This is a genomic window from Sphingopyxis sp. Soil_C_28 (assembly GCF_057657055.1).
Genome location: NZ_JBDGJE010000003.1, coordinates 492344 through 514167, shown reverse-complemented (window position 1 = coordinate 514167; position 21824 = coordinate 492344). Strand labels below are relative to the sequence as shown.

The following is a 21824-nucleotide window of genomic DNA, read 5'->3' as shown; positions in this document are numbered from 1 at the left end:
GAAGCGCGATGCCGGGCCTGTTGATCAACATCGACGTGCCCGACCTCGCCACTGGCGAGCATTTCTATACACGGGCGTTGGGACTGACCGCGGCCCGGCGGTTCGATGACGATATCGTCGAACTGACCGGGTGCGAGGCGCCGATCTATCTGATCGTCAAACCCGCGGGGTCCGCGATCGGCCCCGGCGGCGGCGATTTCCGTCGCTACAACCGGCACTGGACGCCGGTGCATCCCGACTTTTCCGTCTCCAACCTTGATGATGCGGTCCGGCAGGCCATTGCCGCGGGCGCGGTTCAGGAGGGCGAGACATTGGAGCTGCCCTATGGCAGACAGGCGATGTTCGCCGATCCGTTCGGCAACGGATTCTGCCTGATCGAGTTCAACGACAAAGGCTATGAAGCCTTAACGACCGCAACAGGCTGACCAAGGCCCCGGCGCCGCCGCTCCGTCTTGAGGGGGCGAGACGCTGGAAAGGAGATATCATGGCTGCGCTGGACATCGTCCGTATCCCCGTTCTCAACGATAATTATGTCTGGCTGATCCATGATCCGGACAGCAAGACCACGATGGTCGTCGACCCCGCAGTCGCCGATCCCGTGCTTGCCGCCGCAGCGGAACGCGGCTGGACGATCACCGATATCTGGAACACCCACTGGCATCCCGACCACACCGGCGGCAATGCGGCGATCAAGGAAGCGACGGGCTGCACCATCACCGGTCCGGCCGCAGAGTTTGCGCGCATCCCGACGCTGGATGTGCAGGTTAAGGGCGGCGACCAAGTGCGGCTGGGCGGGCATATCGCCGACGTGTGGGACGTGCCTGCGCACACCGCCGGCCACATCGCTTATCATTTCGCTGCCGACGCCGCGATTTTTGTCGGCGACACGATGTTCGCGATGGGCTGCGGCCGCCTGTTCGAGGGCACCGCCGAGCAGATGTTCGCCAATATGCAGAAACTCGGCACGCTCGACGATGCGACACGCGTTTATTGCGCGCACGAATATACGCTGTCGAACGCGCGTTTTGCGGTGACGGTCGATCCCGACAATATTGCCCTCGCGGCGCGGCTTGCAGCGGTTGAATCCGCGCGCGCAGCTGGCAAGGCTACGGTACCGACGAGTATCGGCGAAGAGCGCGCGACCAATCCCTTTTTGCGCGCACCAAGCGCCGCCGAACTCGGACGGATCCGCGCCCTGAAGGATGCGGCATGACGTCGCAGCTTCAGCCATCATTCATTTTATCGGCGCTATCCTGCCTGTTCCAAAGGAGATTTCCGTGGCGAAACTGAAGCTGATATGGGCCGCGTTGCTGGTGACAGCGACCGCGCCGCTGATCGCCAGTTGCGCGCCCGCCGGGGCCGGCGAACCCGGTGCTGCCGCGCTGACGCCGAAACAGGCCGAACGGCTCGACAAGCAGCTATCGGGGAAGGTTCCGGGCGAACCGCTCCGCTGCCTGCCCAATTATCGCAGCAACGACACGATCCGCGTGTCGGACAGCATCCTGCTCTATCGATCGGGCGGCAATCTTGTGTACCGCAACGACCTCAAGAGCAGCTGCCCCGGTCTTGCGCGCGACAGCGACATCATGGTGGTGCGCCAGTTCGGGTCGTCGACCTGTGAAGGCGATTTCTTCCATCTGGTCGACCGGTCGAGCGGCATCCGCGGGCCGACATGTGTTTTCGGTGAATTCGTCCCCTATCGCAAACCGGCGGGGGACGCTGGCTGAACCATCGGTTCAGCCGCAGGCGGGGACCGGTTTGCGCCGAGCTCTTCGGGTCGCACCCCCGCCTGCTTCTGTAAACATCAGGCCTTGTACAAGGCCGCGATCTTGTCCTCGTAAACCTGTTTCAGGATATGGCGCCGGATCTTCATCGACGGCGTCATTTGCTCATTCTCGATCGTGAAGGCTTCGTCGGCGAAGTCGAATTTGCGGACCTTTTCGATCACCGAAAGCTGGCCGTTGACGCGGTCGACCGCGGCGCGGATCGCGGCGCGGAACTTCTCATGCTCGCGCAGGCGGCAAAGGTCCTTGGGCAGCCCCTCGACCTCGGCCCATTCGGCCATCCATTCGGGATCGGGCACGAGGATGCCGACGAGGTGCGGGCGCTTGTCGCCATAAACCATAGCCTGCAGGATTTCGGGCTGGAGCGTCAGCATGCCCTCGACGCGCTGCGGCGAGACATTGTCGCCCTTGTCGTTGACGATCAGGTCCTTTTTGCGGTCGGTGATGACGATGCGGCCCTTGTCGTCGATATGGCCGATATCGCCGGTGTGCAGCCAGCCATCGACGAGCACGCGCTCGGTTTCGGCCTTGTTGCGCCAATAGCCCTTCATCACCAGCTCGCCGCGCACCAATATTTCACCGTCGTCGGCGATGCGGACTTCGGTGTTCATCAGCGGCGGGCCGACGGTGTCCATCTTGATCCCGGCGCTCGGCCGGTTGCAGCTGATCACCGGGCCAGCCTCGGTCTGGCCATAGCCTTGCAACAGCGTCAGCCCGATCGAGTGGAAGAAGACGCCGATTTCGGGATTGAGCGGCGCGCCGCCCGAGACGAGGGCCTTCATCCGGCCGCCGAAACGTTTCTGGATCTTGGGGCGGAACAATTTGTCGAGGATGATGTCGACCGGCCGGTCGAGCACCCCCATCCGGCGCTCATAATCCTTTTCGCCGACGCGGAGCGCCTGGTTCAGCATCCAGTTCGCGAGCTTGCCCTGTTTTTCGACCGACTTGATCATGCGGGCACGGATCACCTCGAACAGGCGCGGCACGACGACCATGATCGTCGGGCGCGTCTCCTCGATGTTCGAGACGAGCTTTTCGAGGCCCTCGCTATAATAGATTTGCGCGCCGACCATGATCGGCAGGAACTGCCCCCCCGAATGCTCATAGGCGTGGCTGAGTGGCAGGAAGGAGAGGAACACTTCTTCGTCGCCGATGCCGAAATCATTGACGAGCACTTCCGCCGCGCCTGCGGCGTTGTGCAGGATCGCGCCATGGTGCTGCATGACCCCTCGCGGGGCGCCGCCGGTGCCGCTGGTGTAGATCAGGCACGCGGTGTCGTCGCGCGTCATCGTCGCGGCGCGGGCCCTGGTTTCGTCGAGCCATGCCTCGCCGCCCGCGACGAGCGGGTCCCAGTCGTGAATGGCGACATCGCCCTGCTGGCCGACGCGGAGGCTCTCCATCGTAATGACGATATGCGCGTCGGAGCGCGTCACCGCGGGCATCAGCGTGCGTGCCAGCTTGGCAGTCGAGACGATCACGGCCTTCGCGCCGCTGTTGTCGAGGATGTGCTGGTGGTCGCGTTCGGTGTTCGTGGTGTAGGTCGGCACGGTGATGCAACCCGCGGCCATGATCGCAAGATCGGCGATGCACCATTCGGGGCGATTTTCGCTGACCAGCACCACCCGATCGCCGTCCTTGAGCCCCAGTTCGCGCAGGCTGTGCGCGAGCGCCGCCACCTGGTTCGCCACCTGCCGCCAGCTGAGCGGATGCCAGACGCGATCGGCTTTGCGCCACAGGAAGGGATCTTCGCCGCCGCGCACCGCACGGTCGAAGAACATCGCGACCAGACTCGGAAAATGGTCGAGATGGGGGTTTGCGAGCTTCATTCTGCCTCTCTCCAGGGAGATTATATTGCGTCTGTTTTGTTATCGTTGATTAATTCTGCGCGGGTGCGCCGTCGATCGACGAGCTGCCCGGACCACGCGGATCGGCGGCGCCGCGCCAGCCTTCGGTGGTACGCTCGACCGCGTTGAGCTTCGATCCGAGGCTGGTCGCGGTGAAGCTGTAGCCGAAAGGTTTCATCTTCGCGGCGATCGCCCGCCCTTCCGCGTTATTTTCGATCAGCACGCCGTTCTTTCCGTAGAACAGGTTCGGCAACTCCATGGCCTGCTTGGCGTCGAGGCCCCAGTCGAGAACGCCGACGAGCACCTTCGTCACATGCATGATGATGCGCTTGCCGCCCGCCGAACCGACTGCGAGCACGACCTTGCCGTCGGGGCCGTAAACGACCGTCGGCGACATCGAGGACAAGGGACGCTTCCCCGCTTCGACGCGGTTTGCGGTCGGCACGCCGCCCTCGGTCGGCGCGAGGTCGAAATCGGTGAGTTCATTGTTGAGGAAATAGCCGTTCGCCATCAGCTGGCTGCCGAAGATGCTTTCGATCGTCGAGGTCATCGAGACGAGATTACCGTCCTTGTCGACGGTGACGAAATGCGTCGTTCCCTGCTCCTGCACCGGCGGCGCGGCAGCGCGCGGCTTCGCGCCCGGCGGGGTGCCCGGTTCGTATTTGCCCGCGGCACCATAAGGCGAGATGAGCTGACGGCGCTCGGCGAGATAGGTCTTGTCGAGCAGGCCCTTCACCGGAACATCGACGAAATCGCCGTCGCCAAGATAGGCGGCGCGATCGGCGTAGGAGAGCTGCATCGCTTCCGAGAGCAGATGCCAGCTCATCGGATTATCCTTGCCCATCGTCTTCATGTCCCAGCCCTCGATCATGCCGAGGATGCCGAAAACGGTCGTGGCACCCGACGAGGGCGGGCCCATGCCGCAAACCTTGTAGACACGGTAAGTCGTGCAGACCGCGGGGCGCTCTTTCGCCTTATAGGCGGCGATATCCTTGACGGTCAGCTGGGACGGATGGCGCGGCGCGTTGGCGACCGCATCGCTGATCGCCTTGGCATTGGCGCCCGAGTAGAAAGCGTCGGGACCGCGCGCCGCGATGTCGCGGAGCAGCTTGGCATAAGCGGGGTTCTTGATCCGCGTGCCGACCGGAGCCGGCTTGCCATCGACATAATAGATCGCCTGCGGAGCGGGAAACTCCTTCCACATCGGCTCGAACTGGACGAGCCAGTTGTTGAGCGCGGGGGTGACGAGGAAGCCTTCTTCGGCAAGCTTGATCGCGGGTTGGAACAGCGCCTTCCATTCGAGCTTGCCCCATTTCTTGTGCGCCATTTCCATCAGGCGCACATTGCCCGGGACGCCGACCGACAGCCCGCCGGGAATGACGTCCATATAGCCGCGCGCCTTGCCGTCGGGTCCAAGGAAGCGTTCGGGCTTCGCCGACGCGGGCGCCATTTCGCGGCCATCGATCGTCGAGATGCTGCCGTCCTTGGCATTATGATGGACCATGAAGCCGCCGCCACCGATCCCGCTCGACTGCGGTTCGACAAGGGTCAGCACGGCGACCATCGCGACCGCGGCGTCGGCGGCGGTGCCGCCCTGATGCAAAATCTCGCGTCCCGCCTCGGTCGCGCGCGGATCGGCGGACGAGGTTACGCCCTGCGCGAGCGCAGGTGAGGAGACGGTGATGGAAAGAAGGGCGGCGAGCGGGAGGAATCTTTTCAACATGCCCGCGACATTGGCGCGCAGGGTGAGTGAGCGCAACCCTTGTTCCCTACCGCCTGCCCGAGGGCGAGCCGCTTATTCCGTTCCCACCGCGTCGGCGACGCGGACAAAACCGTCGCGCGCCGCCAGTTTTTCCAGGCCATGCGCAATCCGGCTCGCGAGGCCGGGGCCTTCATAGACCATCGCCGAATAGATCTGGACCAGGCTGGCGCCCGCGCGGATACGCTCCCACGCCTGATCCGCCGAAGCGATTCCCCCTGCGGCGACGAGCGGCAGCTTGCCCCCGCTCGCGGCGCGAAAGTCCCTCACCCGCTGCAGTGCCAGTCCCGCGAGCGGCGCACCCGAGAGGCCGCCCGCTTCGTCGGCATGCCGCGACGCGAGCGCCGGGCGCACGATGGTGGTGTTCGAGACGATGACGGCGGCGAGCCCTTTGTCGAACGCCACCGCGACGATGTCGTCGATGTCGGCGGGTTCGAGATCGGGCGCGACCTTGAGGAACACGGGTTTGGCCGCGCCCACGGGCTGCGCCGCGGCAACACCGTCGAGCAGGGCTTCGAGCGATCCCTTGTCCTGCAAGGCGCGGAGGCCGGGCGTGTTGGGCGAGCTGATGTTGACCGTCAGATAATCGGCAAGCGGCGCCATCGCGGCGGTGCCCTTTGCATAGTCGGCGATGCGGTCAGCGCTGTCCTTGTTCGCGCCGATGTTGATCCCAAGCGGCACCGGCAGGCCATAGCGGCGCAGGCATTGGATACGCTCGGCCGCCTTTGCCTGCCCACCGTTGTTGAAGCCCATGCGGTTGATCACCGCCTGATCCTCGACCAGCCGGAACAGCCGCGGGCGCGGGTTGCCGTCCTGCGGCAGCGGGGTCAGCGTGCCGACCTCGACGAAGCCGAAACCGAAATGCGGCATCACATGCGCAACGCGCGCATCCTTGTCGAAGCCCGGCGCAAGACCGACCGGGTTGGGAAAATGGAGCCCCGCCAACTCGGTCGCAAGCACCGGGCTGGTCAGCGCATGCCGCGCGCGCGGCAAAGGCTGGAGCGCGCTGAGCGTCAGATTGTGCGCGGCCTCGCCATCGGTGGCGTGGACGACCGGACGGACGAGCGCATAGGCGGTGTCGGTGAGCGAAGCGAAGAGCGACATGCGCCGCCATTGCGCGCGCGATGGCGCTATGGCAAGCCCCTGCCACATCGGAAAAACCGGGAGAAATTCGTGTCGCATCTCAAAATTGTCGCTCGCCTGTCCACCGGCCTCGCGCTGCTTGCGGTGGCGGGCTGTGCGCCCGCCGCGGTACAGGACGCGCCCGTCACCGTCGCTGCGGCGCCCGCGCCCGATGCCGTGCCGGCCGGTGCGAACCTCGCGCAATTCTTTGACAATTATGATGCGGCGCAGCTGTCGCTCTCGCCCGAATCCAAGGCGCGCCGTGGGATTCGCGATGGCGATTATGGCAAATGGAACGATGTTTCGGACGAAACTGCCGTCGCGAACCACAAGCTGCAGCAGGCGACCGCCGCCGCGATGCGCGGGAGCTATGATCCCGCGACGCTGACCGCCGACGAAGCGCTGTCGTTCGAGCTGTTCAACACGCAGGCCGCGCGCGCAGATCGTCTGTTCCCGTTCCGCGACCATGGCTATGTCTTCGACCAGATGAATGGCGCGCAAAGCCAGATGCCCGCGTTCCTGATCAACATCCACCGCGTCGCCGATGCCGCCGAGGCCGAAGCCTATATCGAGCGCATCCGCGGGCTTGGCCCCACCCTCGACGCGCTGTCGGCGCAGTCGGCCGAACGCGCCACGAAGGGCATCCAGCCGCCGAAGTGGGTCTATACCTATCTGATCTCCGACATCGGCAATCTGCAAAAGCCCGACAATGCCATGATCGAGGACATCATTGCGAAGGTCGGCAAGCTGGACATCGACGCGGCCGAAAAGGCGCGGCTGATCGGCGCGGCGAAGACGGCGTGGACCGAAAGCGCCGGCCCTGCCTATGGCCGGCTGCTCGCCGAGATGAAGCGTCAGCAGGCGAGTGCCCCGACGCAGGACGGCGTCTGGCGTCTGCCCGATGGCAAGGCCTATTATGAGGCGCTGCTGTCGAACTACACGACGACCGATATGACCGCGGCGCAGATCCACGATCTTGGCCTGTCCGAAGTCGCACGCATCCACGGCGAGATGAAGACGATCATGGCGAAAGTCGGATTCAAGGGAACGCTGCAGCAATTCTTCGCGCATCTGCGGACGAGCCCGCAATATTATTACACGACCCGCGAGGCCTATCTTGCCGACGTCGACGCCAAGGTGAAGGCGATGGAAGCGCGCCTGCCAGCCTTCTTCAACACGCTGCCCAAGGCGGCATTGCAGGTGAAAGCGGTCGAGGCGTTTCGCGAGAAATCGGCGGGCAAGGCGTTCTATTCCTCGCCCTCGCCCGACGGATCGCGCCCCGGCATCTATTATGTGAACCTGTTCGATCTGCGCGACATGTCGAAGACCGAGCTCGAGGCGCTTGCCTATCATGAGGGTGTCCCCGGCCATCACCTCCAGCGTGCGGTGCAGACCGAGCTGACCGGCCTGCCGCCGTTCCGCCGCTTTGGCGGCTTCACCGCCTATACCGAGGGTTGGGGCCTTTATACCGAGGAACTCGGCAAGGATATGGGCTTCTACACCGATCCCTACAGCGATTTCGGGCGGTTGGGCATGGAGCTGTGGCGCGCGTGCCGCCTCGTCGTCGACACCGGAATCCACGACAAGCGCTGGACCCGCGAGCAGGCGATCCAATATCTGAAGGGCAATACGCCAAACCCCGACGGCGATATCGAAAAGGCAATCGAGCGCTATATCGTCTATCCCGGACAGGCGACCGCCTATCTGATCGGCAAGCTCAAGATCATGGAACTGCGCGGCCGCGCGCAGACGGCGCTCGGCGACAAGTTCGATTTCCGTAGCTTTCACGACGTCGTGCTCGAATCGGGTCCGGTGCCGCTCGACGTGCTCGAACGGCGCGTCGATGTCTGGATCGCGGCGCAGAAGGGTTAAGAAAATTGACGATTGCCGCTTGACGCGCGGGGATGAAACGCAAATGATTTGGTCCAGAAAATAAGGCTGCCGGGTCACGGTTGCCAAGGTCTGGGTCTGTCATGTCGCAATCATCTTCCTCGCCTGTGGGCGTCGACGGCAGCGTGCCGTTCGAACTGCATTATTTCCCGCCCGATCCCGATCTGGCGGAAATGGTGTCGAGTTTCTATTTCGCGCGCATCAACATGCCGAACTTCGACGAATATGAGCGCGCCGACCGCCCGCAGTTCCGCTTCGTCACCAATGCCGACGGCGAGTATATTTTCGCCGACGGCCACCAGTCGACCGTTTGCCGCGCGAACATCGTCGGACCGACGAGCGGGCGCGTTCGGGCAATCAACCGCGGTCCGGCGCAATTGTTCGGCTTTGGCATGTTGCCCGCGGGCTGGGGTGCGCTGATGGGCGACGAGGCCGACAAGCTGACCGATCGCGCGATGGACGCCGCCGATCTGTTCGGCCCCTGGATGGACGAGGTTGCAACCGCGCTGGAAAATGCCGCCAGCGTCGAGGAGAAGCTGGTCATCGGCAATAATTTCGCGCGCGAGGTGCTGACGCGCAACGAACGGCCGCCGATGTGGTTCATCCGCACCGTCGATGGCTGGCTGACCGCATCATCATCGCCGCAGGTGCCCGAACTGGTCGAGGCGACGGGCATGTCGATCCGTTCGGTCGAGCGGATGACGAAACATTATTACGGACTGTCGCCGCGGATGCTCGCGCGCAAATATCGTGCGGTGCGCGCCGCATCGGCATTGGCACGCGGCGAAGGGCTCGACGCCGCGCAGCTTGGCGATGCTTTTTACGACCAGTCGCACCTGATCCGCGAGATCAAGCGCTTTGCCGGGGCGACGCCCGGCCAGCTTGGCAAGCCGACCAGCTATACCGAGGCGACCACGAAAGGCCGCAAGCAGCTCGCCGGCAAGGTCAGCCCGCTCGTCTCCGAGACCTGAGCGGCCGTTAACCTTCGAAAATTATCTGTCCCGTCGTTTTGGCGTTTTCATCCAATCGCGAATCATCGCGGGGGCATAATTCCCCCCTGCGACCCAGAAGAGCTCATCCTCGGACGAGGACTTGAGACCTTCATCTTGGCACTCATTTGGCTTTGGCCGGATGGGTGCCTTTTTTTTGGCCCGGCACCGCGCCTTGCACCCTTCTTCGGCTTTGCCTATATAAGTGGAGTAAATCACTCCAGTTAAGAATCGTTCGCAATTTCATGCGCCTGTCGAACCTTGCCGATTATGCCGTTGTGCTGATGAGCGCCGCCGCGCGCCAGTGCGGGTCGGTGCCGATTCACGCGGGCATGCTGGCCGAGCAGACGGGCATTCCGGGGCCGACCGCGCAGAAGCTGGTGAGCCAGCTCGCGCGTGCCGGCCTGCTCGTCGCGTCGCGCGGCAGCGGCGGCGGGGTCCGGCTCGCACGGCCCGCAGCGGCGATCAGCGTCGCCGATATCATCGAGGCGGTCGAAGGACCGATCGCGCTGACCGCATGCGTTGCCGAAGGGCGCCACGATTGCTCGCTCGAGGGCAGCTGCAAGGTGCAGCCGCATTGGGGCGTCGTGAACGGCGCCGTGCGCGGGGCGTTGCAAGATATCAGCCTCGCGACCCTGAGTGTCGCCCCCAAGCAGTCCTCCCCTCCGCCGATCCCGGCATTGGCCGGCGACGAGATCAGAATATGACCGACAGCACCGATACCCCCGTGAAAGACCAGGCCGCGCACGATGCCGCGGCGAAGGTCGCCGATTATGAGCATGGCTGGTCCTCGACCATCGAGACCGATTTTGCACCCAAGGGGCTGACCGAGGATACGGTCCGCTTCATTTCGGCGAAGAAAAACGAGCCCGAATGGATGCTCGACTGGCGGCTGAAGGCGTTTCGCCATTGGTTGACGATGGAGACGCCCGACTGGGCGAAGCTCAACGTGCCGCCGATCGACTATCAGGACGCCTATTATTACGCGGCGCCGAAGCCGAAGCCCAAGCTCGGCAGCCTCGACGAGGTCGATCCCGAAATTCTCGAGGTCTACAAAAAGCTCGGCATCCCGATCGAGGAGCAAAAGGTGCTCGCGGGGGTCGAGGGCGCGCGCAAGGTCGCGGTCGATGCGGTATTCGACAGCGTCAGCGTCGCCACGACCTTCCGCGAGGAATTGAAGCGCGCGGGCGTGATCTTCCTCTCGATCTCGGAAGCGATCCGCGAATATCCCGAGCTGGTGAAGAAGTGGCTCGGCAAGGTTGTGCCGATGCACGACAATTATTTCGCGGCGCTCAACTGCGCGGTCTTTTCGGACGGCACGTTCGTTTATGTGCCCGAGGGCGTGCGCTGCCCGATGGAGCTCAGCACCTATTTCCGGATCAATGCCGAAAATACGGGGCAGTTCGAGCGGACGCTGATCATCGCCGACAAGGGCGCCTATGTCTCGTACCTTGAGGGCTGCACCGCGCCGATGCGCGACGAGAACCAGCTTCATGCCGCAGTGGTCGAGCTGGTGACGCTCGACGATGCCGAGATCAAATATAGCACCGTGCAGAACTGGTATCCGGGCAATGCCGAGGGGCTGGGCGGCATCTATAATTTCGTGACCAAGCGCGCGCTGTGTCAGGGCAAGCGCAGCAAGGTGTCGTGGACGCAGGTCGAAACGGGCAGCGCGATCACGTGGAAATATCCGAGCTGCGTGCTCAACGGCGACGACAGCGTCGGCGAATTCTATTCGGTCGCGGTCACCAACAATTACCAGCAGGCCGACACCGGCACCAAGATGATCCACAATGGCAAGCGCACCCGCTCGACCATCGTGTCGAAGGGGATCAGCGCGGGCAAGTCGAACAACACCTATCGCGGGATCGTGCGGGTGGCGCCGAATGCCGAGGGTGTGCGCAACTTCACCCAGTGCGACAGCTTGCTGCTGGGGTCGCTCAGCGGCGCACACACCGTTCCCTATATCGAAGTCCGCAACCCGACCGCGACCGTCGAGCATGAAGCGACGACGAGCAAGATCAGCGACGACCAGCTCTTCTACGCAATGCAGCGCGGGCTGGGGCAGGAAGAGGCGGTGGCGCTGATCGTGAATGGCTTTGCCAAGGAAGTGCTGCAGCAGCTGCCGATGGAGTTTGCGGTCGAGGCGCAGAAGTTGCTGGGGATCAGCCTTGAGGGGAGCGTGGGATGAAAGCTCCCTTCTGGTTCAAGGTGGCCATGGCCATTTGGCTCTGCATCGGCATCCCCATTTTCATTATCGGTTCGGGATTTCGCGGTTACTTCAGCATTATTCCTGACCCGCCACCATTCGTCTATTCGGAGCATCTGCTGGATCAGACCGTCGGAACGCTCCTTTGGGCTTGTGTAAATTCAATCGTCTACATGCCGCTCCTTTTTATCCCCGCGCTGCTTGTCTGGCGGCTTCGGAAGTCCGAGAAATCTGATGCTCAAAATTGAAAACCTCCACGCCACCGTCGCCGATAAGCCGATCCTGAAGGGGCTGTCGCTCAGCATCAATGCGGGCGAAATCCATGCGATCATGGGGCCGAATGGCGCGGGTAAGTCGACGCTGTCCTATGTCCTCGGCGGGCGGCCCGGTTATGAAGTTACAGACGGTTCGGTAGACTTCAACGGGCAGGATTTGCTCGACATGGAGCCGCACGAGCGCGCCGCGGCGGGTCTGTTCCTCGGCTTCCAGTATCCGGTCGAAATCCCCGGCGTGTCGAACGTCCAGTTCCTGCGCGAGGCGCTCAATGCGCAGCGCAAGGCGCGCGGGCTGGAACCGCTGTCGGGCGGCGACTTTCTGAAGCTGGCGCGCGAGAAGGCGGGGCTGCTCAAGATGGACATGGACATGCTCAAACGCCCCGTGAACGTCGGCTTTTCGGGCGGCGAGAAGAAGCGCAACGAGATGGTGCAGATGGGGATCCTCGATCCGAAGCTCGCGATCCTCGACGAGACCGACAGCGGCCTCGACATCGACGCACTGCGCACCGTCGGCGACGGGATCAACAGCATCATGCGGCGCCCCGACAAGGCGGTGCTGCTGATCACGCATTACCAGCGCCTGCTCGACTATGTGCAGCCCGATTTCGTGCATGTGTTGGCCGCGGGCCGGATCGTGAAGTCGGGCGGGCCCGAACTCGCGCGCGAGCTGGAAGCGCATGGTTATGCGGAGATTGCGGCTTGACCTTAAGCGCTCTCCCCTCGCGCCGCGAAGAAGCATGGCGCTATAGCGACATCGACGCGGTGACCGCGGCGTGGCCGCTGCCCGCGCCCGAGAGCATCATTGTGCCCGCAGGCGGCAAGTTTGCACGCGCGATCGTGCAGGACGCCGGCGACATCCGGCAGATCGAACTGGTGCTCGGCAAGGGCGCGGTGGCTTCGCTGCATGTGCTCAATATCGGCGGCGCGTATGGCCGCATCGAACTCGCGGTTACGCTGCATGAGGGCGCCGACTTCCACCTCGGCGCGGCGCAGATCGGCGGCGGCGAGCAGAATCTCGAGGTCGTCACCACGGTGACCCACGCCGAGCCCGGCGCGACGTCGCGGCAGGTTGTGCGATCGGTACTCGGCGGCACGGCGACCGGCACCTATCTGGGCAAGGTCGCGGTGGCGCGCGATGCGCAGCAGACCGACAGCGCGCAGGATGTGAAGGCGATGCTGCTGAACCGCAGCGCGACCGCCAACGCCAAACCCGAACTCGAAATCTTCGCCGACGATGTGAAGTGCGCACACGGCTGCGCGATCGGCGAGCTCGATGCGATGGCGCTTTATTATCTCCAGTCGCGCGGACTGCCGCCCGGCGAAGCGAAGAAGCTGATGCTGCAGGCGTTCGTCGCCGGCGTGTTCGACGGTGCCGAGGATGAGGAAAAGCTTCAGGCGCTTGCGCTGGCGAAGCTGGGAGAGTTGGTGTGAGCATCGCGACCGCGCTCCGCACCTTGACTGACGTCCGCGCCGACTTCCCCGGCCTGACGCCCGGCTGGCACTATCTCGATACCGCCGCGACCGCGCAGAAGCCGCAGGCGGTGATCGACGCGACGGTGGGTGCGATGGGCCGCGACTATGCGACGGTGCACCGCGGCGTCTACGCGCGCTCGGCCGACATGACACTCGCCTATGAGGCGGCGCGGCGGCGGATTGCGGGCTTTATCGGCGCGCGCGAGAATGAGATCGCGTTCGTGCGCGGGGCGACCGAGGCGATCAATCTCATCGCTTATTCGCACCCCAAGAAGGGTCGCGTGCTGCTGTCGATGCTCGAGCATCACAGCAATATCGTGCCTTGGCAGCTTGCGGGCTGGCAGGTCGATGTGTGCCCGCTGACCGCCGACGGCTGCATCGACCTTGATGCCGCCGAGAAGCTGCTGACCCCCGAACACAAGATGGTCGCCTTTGCGCATGTGTCGAACGTGCTCGGCAGCCCGCTCGACGTCGCGCGCGCTGCCGAACTGGCGCACCGGGTCGGCGCCGAATTGCTGATCGATGGTTGCCAGGCGGTGCCCCGGCTTCCCGTCGATGTCGCGGTGCTCGGCTGCGACTATTATGTCTTCTCCGGGCACAAGCTGTACGGTCCCACCGGCATCGGCGTGTTGTGGAGCGACAAGCTCGACACGCTGCCGCCGTGGCAAGGTGGCGGGTCAATGATCGACCGCGTGACCTTTGCGAAGACGACCTATGCCCCCGCCCCTACGCGCTTCGAGGCGGGCACGCCGGCGATTATCGAGGCGATCGGGCTCGCTGCGGCGGTCGATTATGTCGAAGCCATCGGTGTCGACGCGATCCACGCGCATGAGGTGTCACTGGTCGGCACATTGCGCGAGGCGCTCGCGCGCAAGAACAGCATCACGCTTTTCGGCCCCGAAAACAGCGCCGGAATCGTAAGCTTTTCGATGGCGGGGGTTCATCCGCACGATATCGGCACTATCTTGGATGAAAGCGGGGTCGCGATCCGCGCCGGGCACCATTGCGCACAGCCGCTGATGGAGCATCTCGGGGTTCCCGCGACCGCGCGCGCGAGTTTTGGCGTTTACAGCAATGACGACGATGTGGCGGCGCTGATCGATGGCCTCGCCCGCGTCGAAAGGATTTTCGGATGAGCGAGAACCGCATGAGTGAGACCGGGATTCGGGTCGAGGAAGTGGACAGCGTCGAGGCACCGCCGAAGGCGCGCGTCGCGGATGTCGAAACGGCGCCAGAAACGATGGGCGCGAAGCTCGAGCGCAAGCGCGACTATCTCGAAGGCTTCCTCGCAGCGAAACCCGCGGCGGTCGAACCAAGCGCGGTGGGCGGCGACCTGTACGAGGCCGTGATCAACGCGCTGAAAGACATCTACGACCCGGAAATCCCGGTGAACATCTATGACCTCGGCCTCATCTACAATGTCGAGATCGACGAAGGGCACGCCGTCGTGACGATGACGCTGACGACGCCGCATTGCCCGGTCGCGGAATCGATGCCCGCCGAGGTCGAATTGCGCGTCGGTGCGGTTCCCGGCGTCGGCGATGCCGAAGTCAATCTGGTCTGGGATCCGCCGTGGTCGCCGCAGAATATGAGCGACGAAGCGCGGCTTGAATTGGGAATGTTATGATGACCGAAACCAAGACCCGCGCTCGCCCCGCCGCCGTCGCCCTGACCGCCGGAGCGGAAGAACGCATCGCGAAGCTGATGGCGTCGGCGCCCGAGGGTTCGATCGGTGTCCGCCTGTCGACACCGCGCCGCGGCTGTTCGGGACTCGCCTATTCGGTCGACTATATTACCGAAGAGGTGAAGTTCGACGAGAAGATCGAGACGCCGGGCGGGGTGTTCTACATTGATGGCGCGTCGGTGCTGTACCTGATCGGCAGCACGATGGACTGGGTCGAAGATGACTTCGCCGCGGGCTTTGTCTTCGAAAATCCGAATGCCAAGGGCGCGTGCGGCTGCGGCGAGAGCTTTACCGTCTGAGGGTCGGGGCCTGCTAATGGCACGTTCGCGCCATTAGCAGGCCCCGACCCTAAGCGCGCATTTCTGCGCGAAACATGCTATAACGCCCCGAAATAGCAGGGGCTGTCATGATGCGTGCGCTCTATTTGCTTTATGCCGCAGCGGCTTACGCGATCTTTTTCGCGACCTTTTTGTACTTGATCGCTTTTGTCGGCAATCTGTCGCTCGTTCCGGTGACGGTCGACTTCGCGCGCGTTGCGACGCCCGGAAAAGCGGTGCTGATCGACACGGCGCTGATCGCGCTGTTCGGCATCCAGCATAGCGTGATGGCGCGGCCGGGGTTCAAGGCGGGCTGGACGCGCATCGTGCCGGCGCCGATCGAACGCAGCACCTATGTGCTGTTCGCCAGCGCGGCGCTCATCGTGCTGATGGCCTTCTGGCATCAGCTTCCGGCACCGGTCTGGACGGTCACCCACGGCGCGGGCGCCGCGATCCTTTGGGTTCTGTTCGCGAGCGGCTGGGCGATCGTGCTGACCAGCACCTTCCTGATCAATCATTTCGAGTTGTTCGGGCTGCAGCAAGCCTGGTTCGCGCTGCGTAAGCGCGCCGCCGCGCCGCCGATGCTGCGTCAGCCCTTCTTCTACAAATTCGTCCGTCATCCGCTCTATTCGGGATTCTTCATCGCCTTCTGGGCGACACCGGTGATGACGACGGGCCATCTGCTGCTCGCCGCCGGCCTGTCGATCTATATGCTGATCGCGATCCGGCTGGAGGAGCGCGATCTCGTCGCGATCTTTGGCGAGGCCTATGTCGGCTATCGAACGCGCGTCGGCATGCTGATCCCGCGCGTTCGCCGCGGCTAGCGGCAGACGGTCCAGCCCGCGGTCCGTGCCGCCATATCGAGATGGAAATGGTCGGCGTGCGCGCGGTTATAGTCGGGCGACAGGATCGTGCTGAACAGGCCGCAGCTTTCGTCGCGAACTTCGTGCAGGAATTCGCTGCGCGTGTCGCCCGGCGTCCAGTCGTTGATCAACGAGATGCGCGTGCCGTCGGCGAGGACAAAGGCCGAGATGTCGATCGCATTGGCAGTCGAATGCTGGCTCTGGTTCGGCTGTCCCGCGATCTTGCGGCAATTATAGCTGCCGAGATTTTCGAGCTCGACCACCTTTTGCCCGAAATATTTTTGCGCGAGCGGCTGGACGACGTCGCGGGTCCATAGCGCCATCGCCGCGGTTACCGCGCAGCCCGGCGCGACATTCGCGGGGCGCATCGTCGGGACGAAGCTGTCGCCGGTCAGGATCATGCGCTGGCTCGCGCGGCAGGCGCCGCTGCCGATGGCGGGCCGGCGCAGATAACCCGCATTGGCGCGATCGAACGCCGCGAAGCAGGCGCTGTCGTCTTTTGCCAGCGCCCCCAGCTTGCGGTTCGTTGCCCAGCCCTGCGGATGCGCCAGTTCAAAGCGCGCGCCGGGGATATGTTCGGGATGCGCGCGCACCCATTGCATGCCAAGGACCGCGCCGAGGGTCAGCAGCACCGCGACGGTGAACCAGGTCAGATAGGGACGGAGAGTAGCCACCCGTCCCGCACAGCATAATTTACTGCTCGTTGAAAGAGCTGCGCCGCTCGATGGCGTTCGGATTGAAGAAACGCCTGATCCTGATCGCGGGCCGGCCGCGGCGCCAACAGCTGATTCAGACAGGCCCCGCCGCCAGCCTTTCGCGGGCCTCGGCGTCGTCGGGCCCTTCGGTACCCAGTGCGCCGAGTTCACCCCGCTCGCGTGCCTTGCGGCCATAGACCAGTTCGAACAGCGGCCCCGCCATCACCGTCGTGACGATCGCCATCAGCACCATGATCGCGAACAACGTCGGGCCGATGATGCCCTTTTGCAGGCCGATGTTGATGATGATCAGTTCCATCAACCCGCGCGCGTTCATCAGCGCGCCGATCCCCATCGCGGTGCGATTATCCTCGCCCGCGAGCCGCGCCGCGAGCCAGCAGGCGCCGAACTTGGCGGCGATCGAGACCAACAATATGCCCGCCGCGATTGCGAGCAGCGACAGGCTGTTCACCGTCGTGAGCTGGGTGTTGAGCCCCGAGTAGGTGAAGAACATCGGCAGCAGGAAGACGACCGTCATCGGCTCGACCTTGCGCTTGATCTCCTCGGTCAGCAGCCCGCGCGGCATGCAGGCGCCGAGCAGGAAGCCACCGAACACCGCATGGATACCGACCGCGTCCATGAAGAAGGCCGACATCGCATAAAGCATCAGCACAACCGCGAGCAGGCCGTGGGTGAGTTCGCCTTTGGCCTCGACCGCCCGGCCGAGCGGGATCAGCAGCTTGCGGCCGAAAAAGACCATGAAAAGCGCGAAGCCGACCCCGCCAAGGATCGCGAGCAGCGCGACACCCGGCCCGGCGCCGAACGTGGCAAGCACGATCGCGAGAACGCACCACGACACCGCATCGTCGAACGCGCCCGCGGTCAGCGTCAGCGTACCGAGCGAGGTGTTGGCAAGGCCGCGCTCGTTGATGATCCGTGCGAGCATCGGGAACGCGGTGAGCGCGATGCACGCGCCCATGAAGAGGGTCGCGCTGCCCTGCCCCAGCCCCTCGGTAAACAGCCCGGGGATATCGAGCAGGAAGGGCGTGATCGCGGCGGCGAACAGGAAAGGTGCGACGATGCCCGCAGCCGATACGCCGACCGCACTTTTCGCCTTCGACTGGAAATGGTCGAGGCGCAGGGTGGTGCCGACGAGGAACATGTAAAGGCCGACCCCGAATTGCGCGCCGACATACAGCATGTTGCGCGTCTCCTTCGGGAACAGCGCGGCCTGAAATTCGGGAAAGACGAGGCCGAACAGCGAGGGGCCAAGCACGACGCCGGCGATCATTTCGCCCACGACCTGCGGCTGTCCCATGAAACGGTGCGCGAGCCATCCGACGACGCGGCAGACGAGCAGGATCACTGCGATCTGGAGGAAGAAATGGATGCTGTAATCGCTCGGCGCATAGCTTTGCGCCGCGTTCACCGCCGGACCATGCGCGCCGATCACGTCACCGACAGCGCGCAGCAGTTCATCGAACATATGTGATACCAATTGCCATCTTCCCACCATGGCATCGTGCGACTCGCATAGAACCGCCAATTGCCATTTTACGACGCGATGGAGACATGAAACAGCAAGGCATGCAATACCAAATCCCCGATTGGTCCCGTCGCCGCTTTCGATTTCCGACGACGGGAACATTTGATGAAGCTCGTAACAAGCCGTGAGCGCAATCAGGACGGCAGCCGGGCGAAACGACTCGCGCTGGTCGAACCAGTGTTCGTCACCGACCGGGGGCGAGCCACCCATGTCCTGATCGGCATCGACGCGTGGCGGCAATTGAGCGGCGAGCGCGAGAATATGGCAGAGCTGCTCGCGGCCCCGCCGCCGTGGGATCCCGGGTCAAGCCCGGGATAACGAACAGGAAGCGCCCGCTTCCCAACCTAACCGGTCCTTCGCGGCGCAGGTTCAGGCCGCCATCGCGACGGGCCATGGGTCATCGTCGTTTGCAGCGGGCTTGCGGAGGTCGGGGCGGCGCGGACGGCTGCGGCGCGCTCGCATGCGGAGACGCCTGAGCGGCGCGAGCAGCGCGGCCATGCGAAGCGCCATCAAGGCCCGCATCGACCGGAAGCGCGCAAAGGTCGACAGCGCCCATGTCGCGATCATCGCATCGACATAGGCGGTCATGTCCCAAGCCAGTGCCACGGCGAGTTCGGCGGGGAGCACGGCGGCATAGGCCTGGATGGCGAACAGCCCGACGATGAGGAAAAGGATATGTTTGCGTTCGAGCCGCGCGACGAGCCGGAGCGGCTCCTCGACGGTCGCGCGGTGGAGCCAGCACGCAGCTGCCGTATCGGACGCGAACAGCATTACCGCGACCAGACCCGCCAGAAAAAGTGCAAAGACCACGCCCGTCCCCCTATCTCCAAAGATCGGAGATAGGTTGCCGCCCCGCGCAAACAAGCGGAGCGGGGCGGGTCAGGCCAGCGGTACGAAGCTCACCGTCAGCCCGTCTTTCGGCCGCGGGATCGGCAGCACCTGCCATTTCGGTTCATAACCCTCGGCGACGACGATGCGGTGCGTCGTGATGACATGGTGGAAAAAGATCTTCGCCTGCATGTAGGCGAAGTGGAGGCCGAGGCACATATGCGCGCCGCCGCCGAAGGGAACCCACGCATATTTGTGCCGTTCGCGCGCGACCTCGGGCGAAAAGCGCATCGGGTCGAACGTCTCGGGATCGGGCCAATGCTCCGCCATCATATGCGTATAGGCAGGGCTGACGCCGACCGAGGTGCCAGCCGGAATGCGGTAGCCGCCATATTCGAAATCCTTGAGCGCGCGGCGCGGGAAGCTCGGCACCGGGGGCACGAGACGGAGCGATTCCTTGAATGCCCATTCGGTCATCTCAAGCTCGCCGAGGCTGTTGTGGCCGACGCCCTCGCCCGCCGGCGACACCGCGAGCATTTCTTCGCGCAATTTGTCCTGCCATTCGGGATGCTTCGCCAGCTCCCAGACCATCGACGTGAGCGAGCTGGTGATCGTGTCATGTGCCGCCATCATCAGGAAGTTCATATGGTCGACGATCGCCTCCGCCGAGAGATATTCGCCCGCGTCGTCGCGGGTCCGGCAAATCTGGCTGAACATGTCCTCGCCCGTGCCTTCGCGCCGCTCGGGCACCATCTTGCCGAAATAGTCGACCAGATAGGCGCGGCCCTTAGCGCCGCGGCCCATCGCGGTGAAAGGCATCGGCACACGCACGACGCCGATCGACGCCTGCACCATGTCGACGAAGGCCTTGTTGACCTTGTCCGCCTCGGGACCCCAGGGGATACCGAGGAAGCTGGTCGCTGCGAGGTCGAGGGTCAGTTCCTTGATCGCCGGATAGAATTTGAAGGTCTTGCCGCTCCAGTCGGCGATGCGGCTCTTGATTCCTTCGTTCAGCGAATCGGCATAGTGGCGCATCGGTTCGGGCTTGAACGCGACCGAGAGTATCTTGCGGTCGGCGCGATGCTTTTCGAAATCCATCAGCATCAGCCCGCGCGGGAAGAGCAGGTTGAGCACCGGCCCCCAGCCCTGTTCGGATGAAAAGATCTTCTCGCGGTCGAACATGACAAGCTCGTTCGCCTCCGGCCCGTGCAGCGCGACGCTGCGCCCGCCAAAGCTGTTGTTGCGATAGACGCGGCCATATTTGGCGACCATGCGATTGGTGAACCCGCGATAGTCGCCGAGCTGTTCGAGAGTGTTGCCGATCACCGGCATGCCGTCCTCGCCCGGGATATGGTCGAGCGTCTGGTCGGGATTGCGCGGCAGCCAATGCCGTGTTTCGGGGCCAAAACGGGCTTCGGACCACTGGCTCGGTTGCTGGATATTGGTGGGCGCGTTCATCGGGTCAAATCCTCGTCCATCTTGCGTTACCCAATGCGTATCGCACTACTGACATCGATGCAAGTAACGCTGCGGGCGTCGTGGGACACTATTCACCGCAAATTCAACTCGACTCGCGCAACTTGATATCCAAGGTGACGGGTCGCATCCGTTGGACCCAAAAGGATCAAGCTATGGCCAAGAGTTTCAGGCGTCCCCTCTCCATCGCGCTGGGCGCGCTCGCGACGACGACGCTCGGCGGCTGCTATTATGGCGACGTCTATGGATCGAGCTATGCGTCGGGCGGCGATTGTTCGTCGCGCTATGGCGACGCTTATTACGACAGCGAAGGCTATGCCTATGACGACGGCTATGGCTATGACTGTTACGACGCGTCCGACTATGGAGGCGGTTTCGCACAGATCGGCTTTGGCGGCGGCTGGTACAATGATTATTATTATCCCGGTTATGGCATGTGGATGTTCGACAATTCCCGCAACCGTTACCCGCTGCGCGATCAGTATCTGAATTATTGGGGCGGGCGCCGCGCGTGGTGGAAACATCATGGTGGACGCGGCGACGGTCAGCCGGGGCGCCCCGGTGGCTGGAATCGCGGCGACGGCGACGGACGGCCGGGTGATGGCCGCCCGGGCAGGCCCGGCGGCTGGAACCGCGGTGATCGCGACGATGACGGACCGCGCGGCACGCGCCCGGGCGGCAGACCGGGTGACGGCGCTAACGGCACACCGCCGGGAGCGAACAATCCCGGTCGTCCAGGTCGCCCCGACTGGGGCGCGGGCCGTCCGCGCCCGGTTCCGCAGGAGGGGACCGCCGGGCGCCCGCGTCCGGTCCGCAACCTGCCCGCAACCGAACCCGGCGACGTTTTTTCGGCGCCGCGCGGCGACCGTGGAGGCGGCCGTCCGCCGCGGACCCGCCCTGCCCCCTCTGCGATGCCCGACCGCGCTCCGCGCGCCGAACGGCCCGCCCCCGCCTATCGCCCGCCCGCGCCGCAGTCGGAGCCGGTGGTACGCAGTGCGCCCGAGCCGCGTCCCGCGCCGTCAGCCGGCCGCGCGCGTAGCGACCGGGGCAACAACGCGCGCCCCGACTAG

The 21824-nt window shown here is 64.1% G+C and carries 23 protein-coding genes; 16 read left to right on the top strand and 7 right to left on the bottom strand.

The genetic code is table 11. The features are described from left to right. The first annotated feature begins 8 nt into the window (after positions 1-8). From AC3A43_RS15935 to AC3A43_RS15925, 3 genes are all read left to right on the top strand, one after another. The gene (locus tag AC3A43_RS15935; RefSeq protein ID WP_487793526.1) at positions 9-425 is read left to right on the top strand and encodes a VOC family protein; all 417 of its coding nucleotides are present in this window, start codon (positions 9-11) and stop codon (positions 423-425) included. A 59-nt stretch (positions 426-484) separates the two neighbouring features. Next, positions 485-1213 carry a hydroxyacylglutathione hydrolase gene (gene gloB, locus AC3A43_RS15930; protein ID WP_487793525.1) on the top strand — a complete coding sequence of 243 codons (729 nt, stop codon included), beginning with the start codon at positions 485-487 and terminating at the stop codon, positions 1211-1213. Between the two features lie 64 nt (positions 1214-1277). Beyond that, positions 1278-1727: a hypothetical protein gene (locus AC3A43_RS15925; protein ID WP_487793524.1), complete on the top strand. Its 450-nt coding sequence runs from the start codon at positions 1278-1280 to the stop codon at positions 1725-1727. 77 nt (positions 1728-1804) lie between these two features. Here the strand turns inward: AC3A43_RS15925 and AC3A43_RS15920 are convergent, their stop codons facing one another. The 3 genes from AC3A43_RS15920 to AC3A43_RS15910 form a co-directional block, all read right to left on the bottom strand. After that, on the bottom strand, positions 1805-3610 hold the full coding sequence (locus tag AC3A43_RS15920) for an AMP-dependent synthetase/ligase (RefSeq protein WP_487793523.1): 1806 nt from the start codon (positions 3608-3610) through the stop codon (positions 1805-1807). A gap of 49 nt (positions 3611-3659) precedes the next feature. Then, on the bottom strand, positions 3660-5351 hold the full coding sequence (gene ggt / locus AC3A43_RS15915; protein WP_487793784.1) for a gamma-glutamyltransferase: 1692 nt from the start codon (positions 5349-5351) through the stop codon (positions 3660-3662). 72 nt (positions 5352-5423) lie between these two features. Next, positions 5424-6491 (bottom strand): quinone-dependent dihydroorotate dehydrogenase, encoded by a 1068-nt coding sequence (locus AC3A43_RS15910; protein ID WP_487793522.1) that lies wholly within the window; start codon positions 6489-6491, stop codon positions 5424-5426. 69 nt (positions 6492-6560) lie between these two features. On the opposite strand from AC3A43_RS15910, the gene AC3A43_RS15905 reads away from it, so the two are divergent. From AC3A43_RS15905 to mddA, 11 genes are all read left to right on the top strand, one after another. Continuing rightward, positions 6561-8381 carry a DUF885 domain-containing protein gene (locus tag AC3A43_RS15905; protein ID WP_487793521.1) on the top strand — a complete coding sequence of 607 codons (1821 nt, stop codon included), beginning with the start codon at positions 6561-6563 and terminating at the stop codon, positions 8379-8381. Positions 8382-8482: 101 nt separating this feature from the next. Beyond that, positions 8483-9370, top strand: coding sequence for an AraC family transcriptional regulator (locus AC3A43_RS15900; protein WP_487793520.1), 888 nt, complete (start codon positions 8483-8485; stop codon positions 9368-9370). A 263-nt stretch (positions 9371-9633) separates the two neighbouring features. Next, a complete protein-coding gene (locus tag AC3A43_RS15895; RefSeq protein ID WP_487793519.1) occupies positions 9634-10095 on the top strand; it encodes an SUF system Fe-S cluster assembly regulator in 462 nt (153 codons plus the stop codon). After that, positions 10092-11579, top strand: a complete 1488-nt coding sequence (gene sufB / locus AC3A43_RS15890) for a Fe-S cluster assembly protein SufB (protein ID WP_487793518.1) — start codon at positions 10092-10094, stop codon at positions 11577-11579. The genes AC3A43_RS15895 and sufB overlap by 4 nt, the downstream gene beginning before the upstream one ends. Further along, positions 11576-11845 carry a hypothetical protein gene (locus AC3A43_RS15885; protein WP_487793517.1) on the top strand — a complete coding sequence of 90 codons (270 nt, stop codon included), beginning with the start codon at positions 11576-11578 and terminating at the stop codon, positions 11843-11845. Before sufB ends, AC3A43_RS15885 begins: the two co-directional genes overlap by 4 nt. Beyond that, complete coding sequence (sufC, locus tag AC3A43_RS15880; protein ID WP_487793516.1) at positions 11832-12575, top strand: Fe-S cluster assembly ATPase SufC; 744 nt, start codon at positions 11832-11834, stop codon at positions 12573-12575. The genes AC3A43_RS15885 and sufC overlap by 14 nt, the downstream gene beginning before the upstream one ends. Continuing rightward, positions 12572-13303: a SufD family Fe-S cluster assembly protein gene (locus AC3A43_RS15875; protein ID WP_487793515.1), complete on the top strand. Its 732-nt coding sequence runs from the start codon at positions 12572-12574 to the stop codon at positions 13301-13303. The genes sufC and AC3A43_RS15875 overlap by 4 nt, the downstream gene beginning before the upstream one ends. A 2-nt stretch (positions 13304-13305) precedes the next feature. Then, positions 13306-14481, top strand: a complete 1176-nt coding sequence (locus AC3A43_RS15870) for an aminotransferase class V-fold PLP-dependent enzyme (protein WP_487793783.1) — start codon at positions 13306-13308, stop codon at positions 14479-14481. Continuing rightward, positions 14478-14972 carry an SUF system Fe-S cluster assembly protein gene (locus AC3A43_RS15865; RefSeq protein WP_487793514.1) on the top strand — a complete coding sequence of 165 codons (495 nt, stop codon included), beginning with the start codon at positions 14478-14480 and terminating at the stop codon, positions 14970-14972. Before AC3A43_RS15870 ends, AC3A43_RS15865 begins: the two co-directional genes overlap by 4 nt. Next, a complete protein-coding gene (locus AC3A43_RS15860; protein ID WP_487793513.1) occupies positions 14969-15328 on the top strand; it encodes a HesB/IscA family protein in 360 nt (119 codons plus the stop codon). Before AC3A43_RS15865 ends, AC3A43_RS15860 begins: the two co-directional genes overlap by 4 nt. Positions 15329-15435: 107 nt before the next feature. After that, positions 15436-16170, top strand: a complete 735-nt coding sequence (gene mddA, locus AC3A43_RS15855; RefSeq protein WP_487793512.1) for a methanethiol S-methyltransferase — start codon at positions 15436-15438, stop codon at positions 16168-16170. Here mddA and AC3A43_RS15850 read toward each other — a convergent pair. Next, complete coding sequence (locus tag AC3A43_RS15850) at positions 16167-16883, bottom strand: extensin-like domain-containing protein (protein WP_487793511.1); 717 nt, start codon at positions 16881-16883, stop codon at positions 16167-16169. The genes mddA and AC3A43_RS15850 overlap by 4 nt on opposite strands. 115 nt (positions 16884-16998) lie before the next feature. Next, a complete protein-coding gene (locus AC3A43_RS15845) occupies positions 16999-18390 on the bottom strand; it encodes a cation:proton antiporter (protein WP_487793510.1) in 1392 nt (463 codons plus the stop codon). A gap of 165 nt (positions 18391-18555) precedes the next feature. Between AC3A43_RS15845 and AC3A43_RS15840 the strand changes: the two genes are divergently transcribed. After that, on the top strand, positions 18556-18768 hold the full coding sequence (locus AC3A43_RS15840; RefSeq protein WP_487793509.1) for a type II toxin-antitoxin system Phd/YefM family antitoxin: 213 nt from the start codon (positions 18556-18558) through the stop codon (positions 18766-18768). A gap of 51 nt (positions 18769-18819) precedes the next feature. On the opposite strand, the gene AC3A43_RS15835 is transcribed toward AC3A43_RS15840, so the two are convergent. Both AC3A43_RS15835 and AC3A43_RS15830 read right to left on the bottom strand, forming a co-directional pair. After that, a complete protein-coding gene (locus AC3A43_RS15835) occupies positions 18820-19260 on the bottom strand; it encodes a hypothetical protein (RefSeq protein WP_487793508.1) in 441 nt (146 codons plus the stop codon). Positions 19261-19329: 69 nt separating this feature from the next. After that, complete coding sequence (locus tag AC3A43_RS15830) at positions 19330-20736, bottom strand: cytochrome P450 (protein ID WP_487793507.1); 1407 nt, start codon at positions 20734-20736, stop codon at positions 19330-19332. Between the two features lie 173 nt (positions 20737-20909). On the opposite strand from AC3A43_RS15830, the gene AC3A43_RS15825 reads away from it, so the two are divergent. Continuing rightward, positions 20910-21824, top strand: coding sequence for a hypothetical protein (locus AC3A43_RS15825; protein WP_487793506.1), 915 nt, complete (start codon positions 20910-20912; stop codon positions 21822-21824).

Coding starts and splice junctions, on each gene's coding strand:
- AC3A43_RS15935 (WP_487793526.1), top strand. CDS start 9: ATGCCGGGCCTGTTGATCAACATCGACGTGCCCGACCTCGCCACTGGC.
- gloB (WP_487793525.1), top strand. CDS start 485: ATGGCTGCGCTGGACATCGTCCGTATCCCCGTTCTCAACGATAATTAT.
- AC3A43_RS15920 (WP_487793523.1), bottom strand. CDS start 3,610: ATGAAGCTCGCAAACCCCCATCTCGACCATTTTCCGAGTCTGGTCGCG.
- ggt (WP_487793784.1), bottom strand. CDS start 5,351: ATGTTGAAAAGATTCCTCCCGCTCGCCGCCCTTCTTTCCATCACCGTC.
- AC3A43_RS15910 (WP_487793522.1), bottom strand. CDS start 6,491: ATGTCGCTCTTCGCTTCGCTCACCGACACCGCCTATGCGCTCGTCCGT.
- AC3A43_RS15900 (WP_487793520.1), top strand. CDS start 8,483: ATGTCGCAATCATCTTCCTCGCCTGTGGGCGTCGACGGCAGCGTGCCG.
- AC3A43_RS15895 (WP_487793519.1), top strand. CDS start 9,634: ATGCGCCTGTCGAACCTTGCCGATTATGCCGTTGTGCTGATGAGCGCC.
- sufB (WP_487793518.1), top strand. CDS start 10,092: ATGACCGACAGCACCGATACCCCCGTGAAAGACCAGGCCGCGCACGAT.
- AC3A43_RS15885 (WP_487793517.1), top strand. CDS start 11,576: ATGAAAGCTCCCTTCTGGTTCAAGGTGGCCATGGCCATTTGGCTCTGC.
- sufC (WP_487793516.1), top strand. CDS start 11,832: ATGCTCAAAATTGAAAACCTCCACGCCACCGTCGCCGATAAGCCGATC.
- AC3A43_RS15865 (WP_487793514.1), top strand. CDS start 14,478: ATGAGCGAGAACCGCATGAGTGAGACCGGGATTCGGGTCGAGGAAGTG.
- AC3A43_RS15860 (WP_487793513.1), top strand. CDS start 14,969: ATGATGACCGAAACCAAGACCCGCGCTCGCCCCGCCGCCGTCGCCCTG.
- mddA (WP_487793512.1), top strand. CDS start 15,436: ATGATGCGTGCGCTCTATTTGCTTTATGCCGCAGCGGCTTACGCGATC.
- AC3A43_RS15845 (WP_487793510.1), bottom strand. CDS start 18,390: ATGTTCGATGAACTGCTGCGCGCTGTCGGTGACGTGATCGGCGCGCAT.
- AC3A43_RS15840 (WP_487793509.1), top strand. CDS start 18,556: ATGAAGCTCGTAACAAGCCGTGAGCGCAATCAGGACGGCAGCCGGGCG.
- AC3A43_RS15830 (WP_487793507.1), bottom strand. CDS start 20,736: ATGAACGCGCCCACCAATATCCAGCAACCGAGCCAGTGGTCCGAAGCC.
- AC3A43_RS15825 (WP_487793506.1), top strand. CDS start 20,910: ATGGCCAAGAGTTTCAGGCGTCCCCTCTCCATCGCGCTGGGCGCGCTC.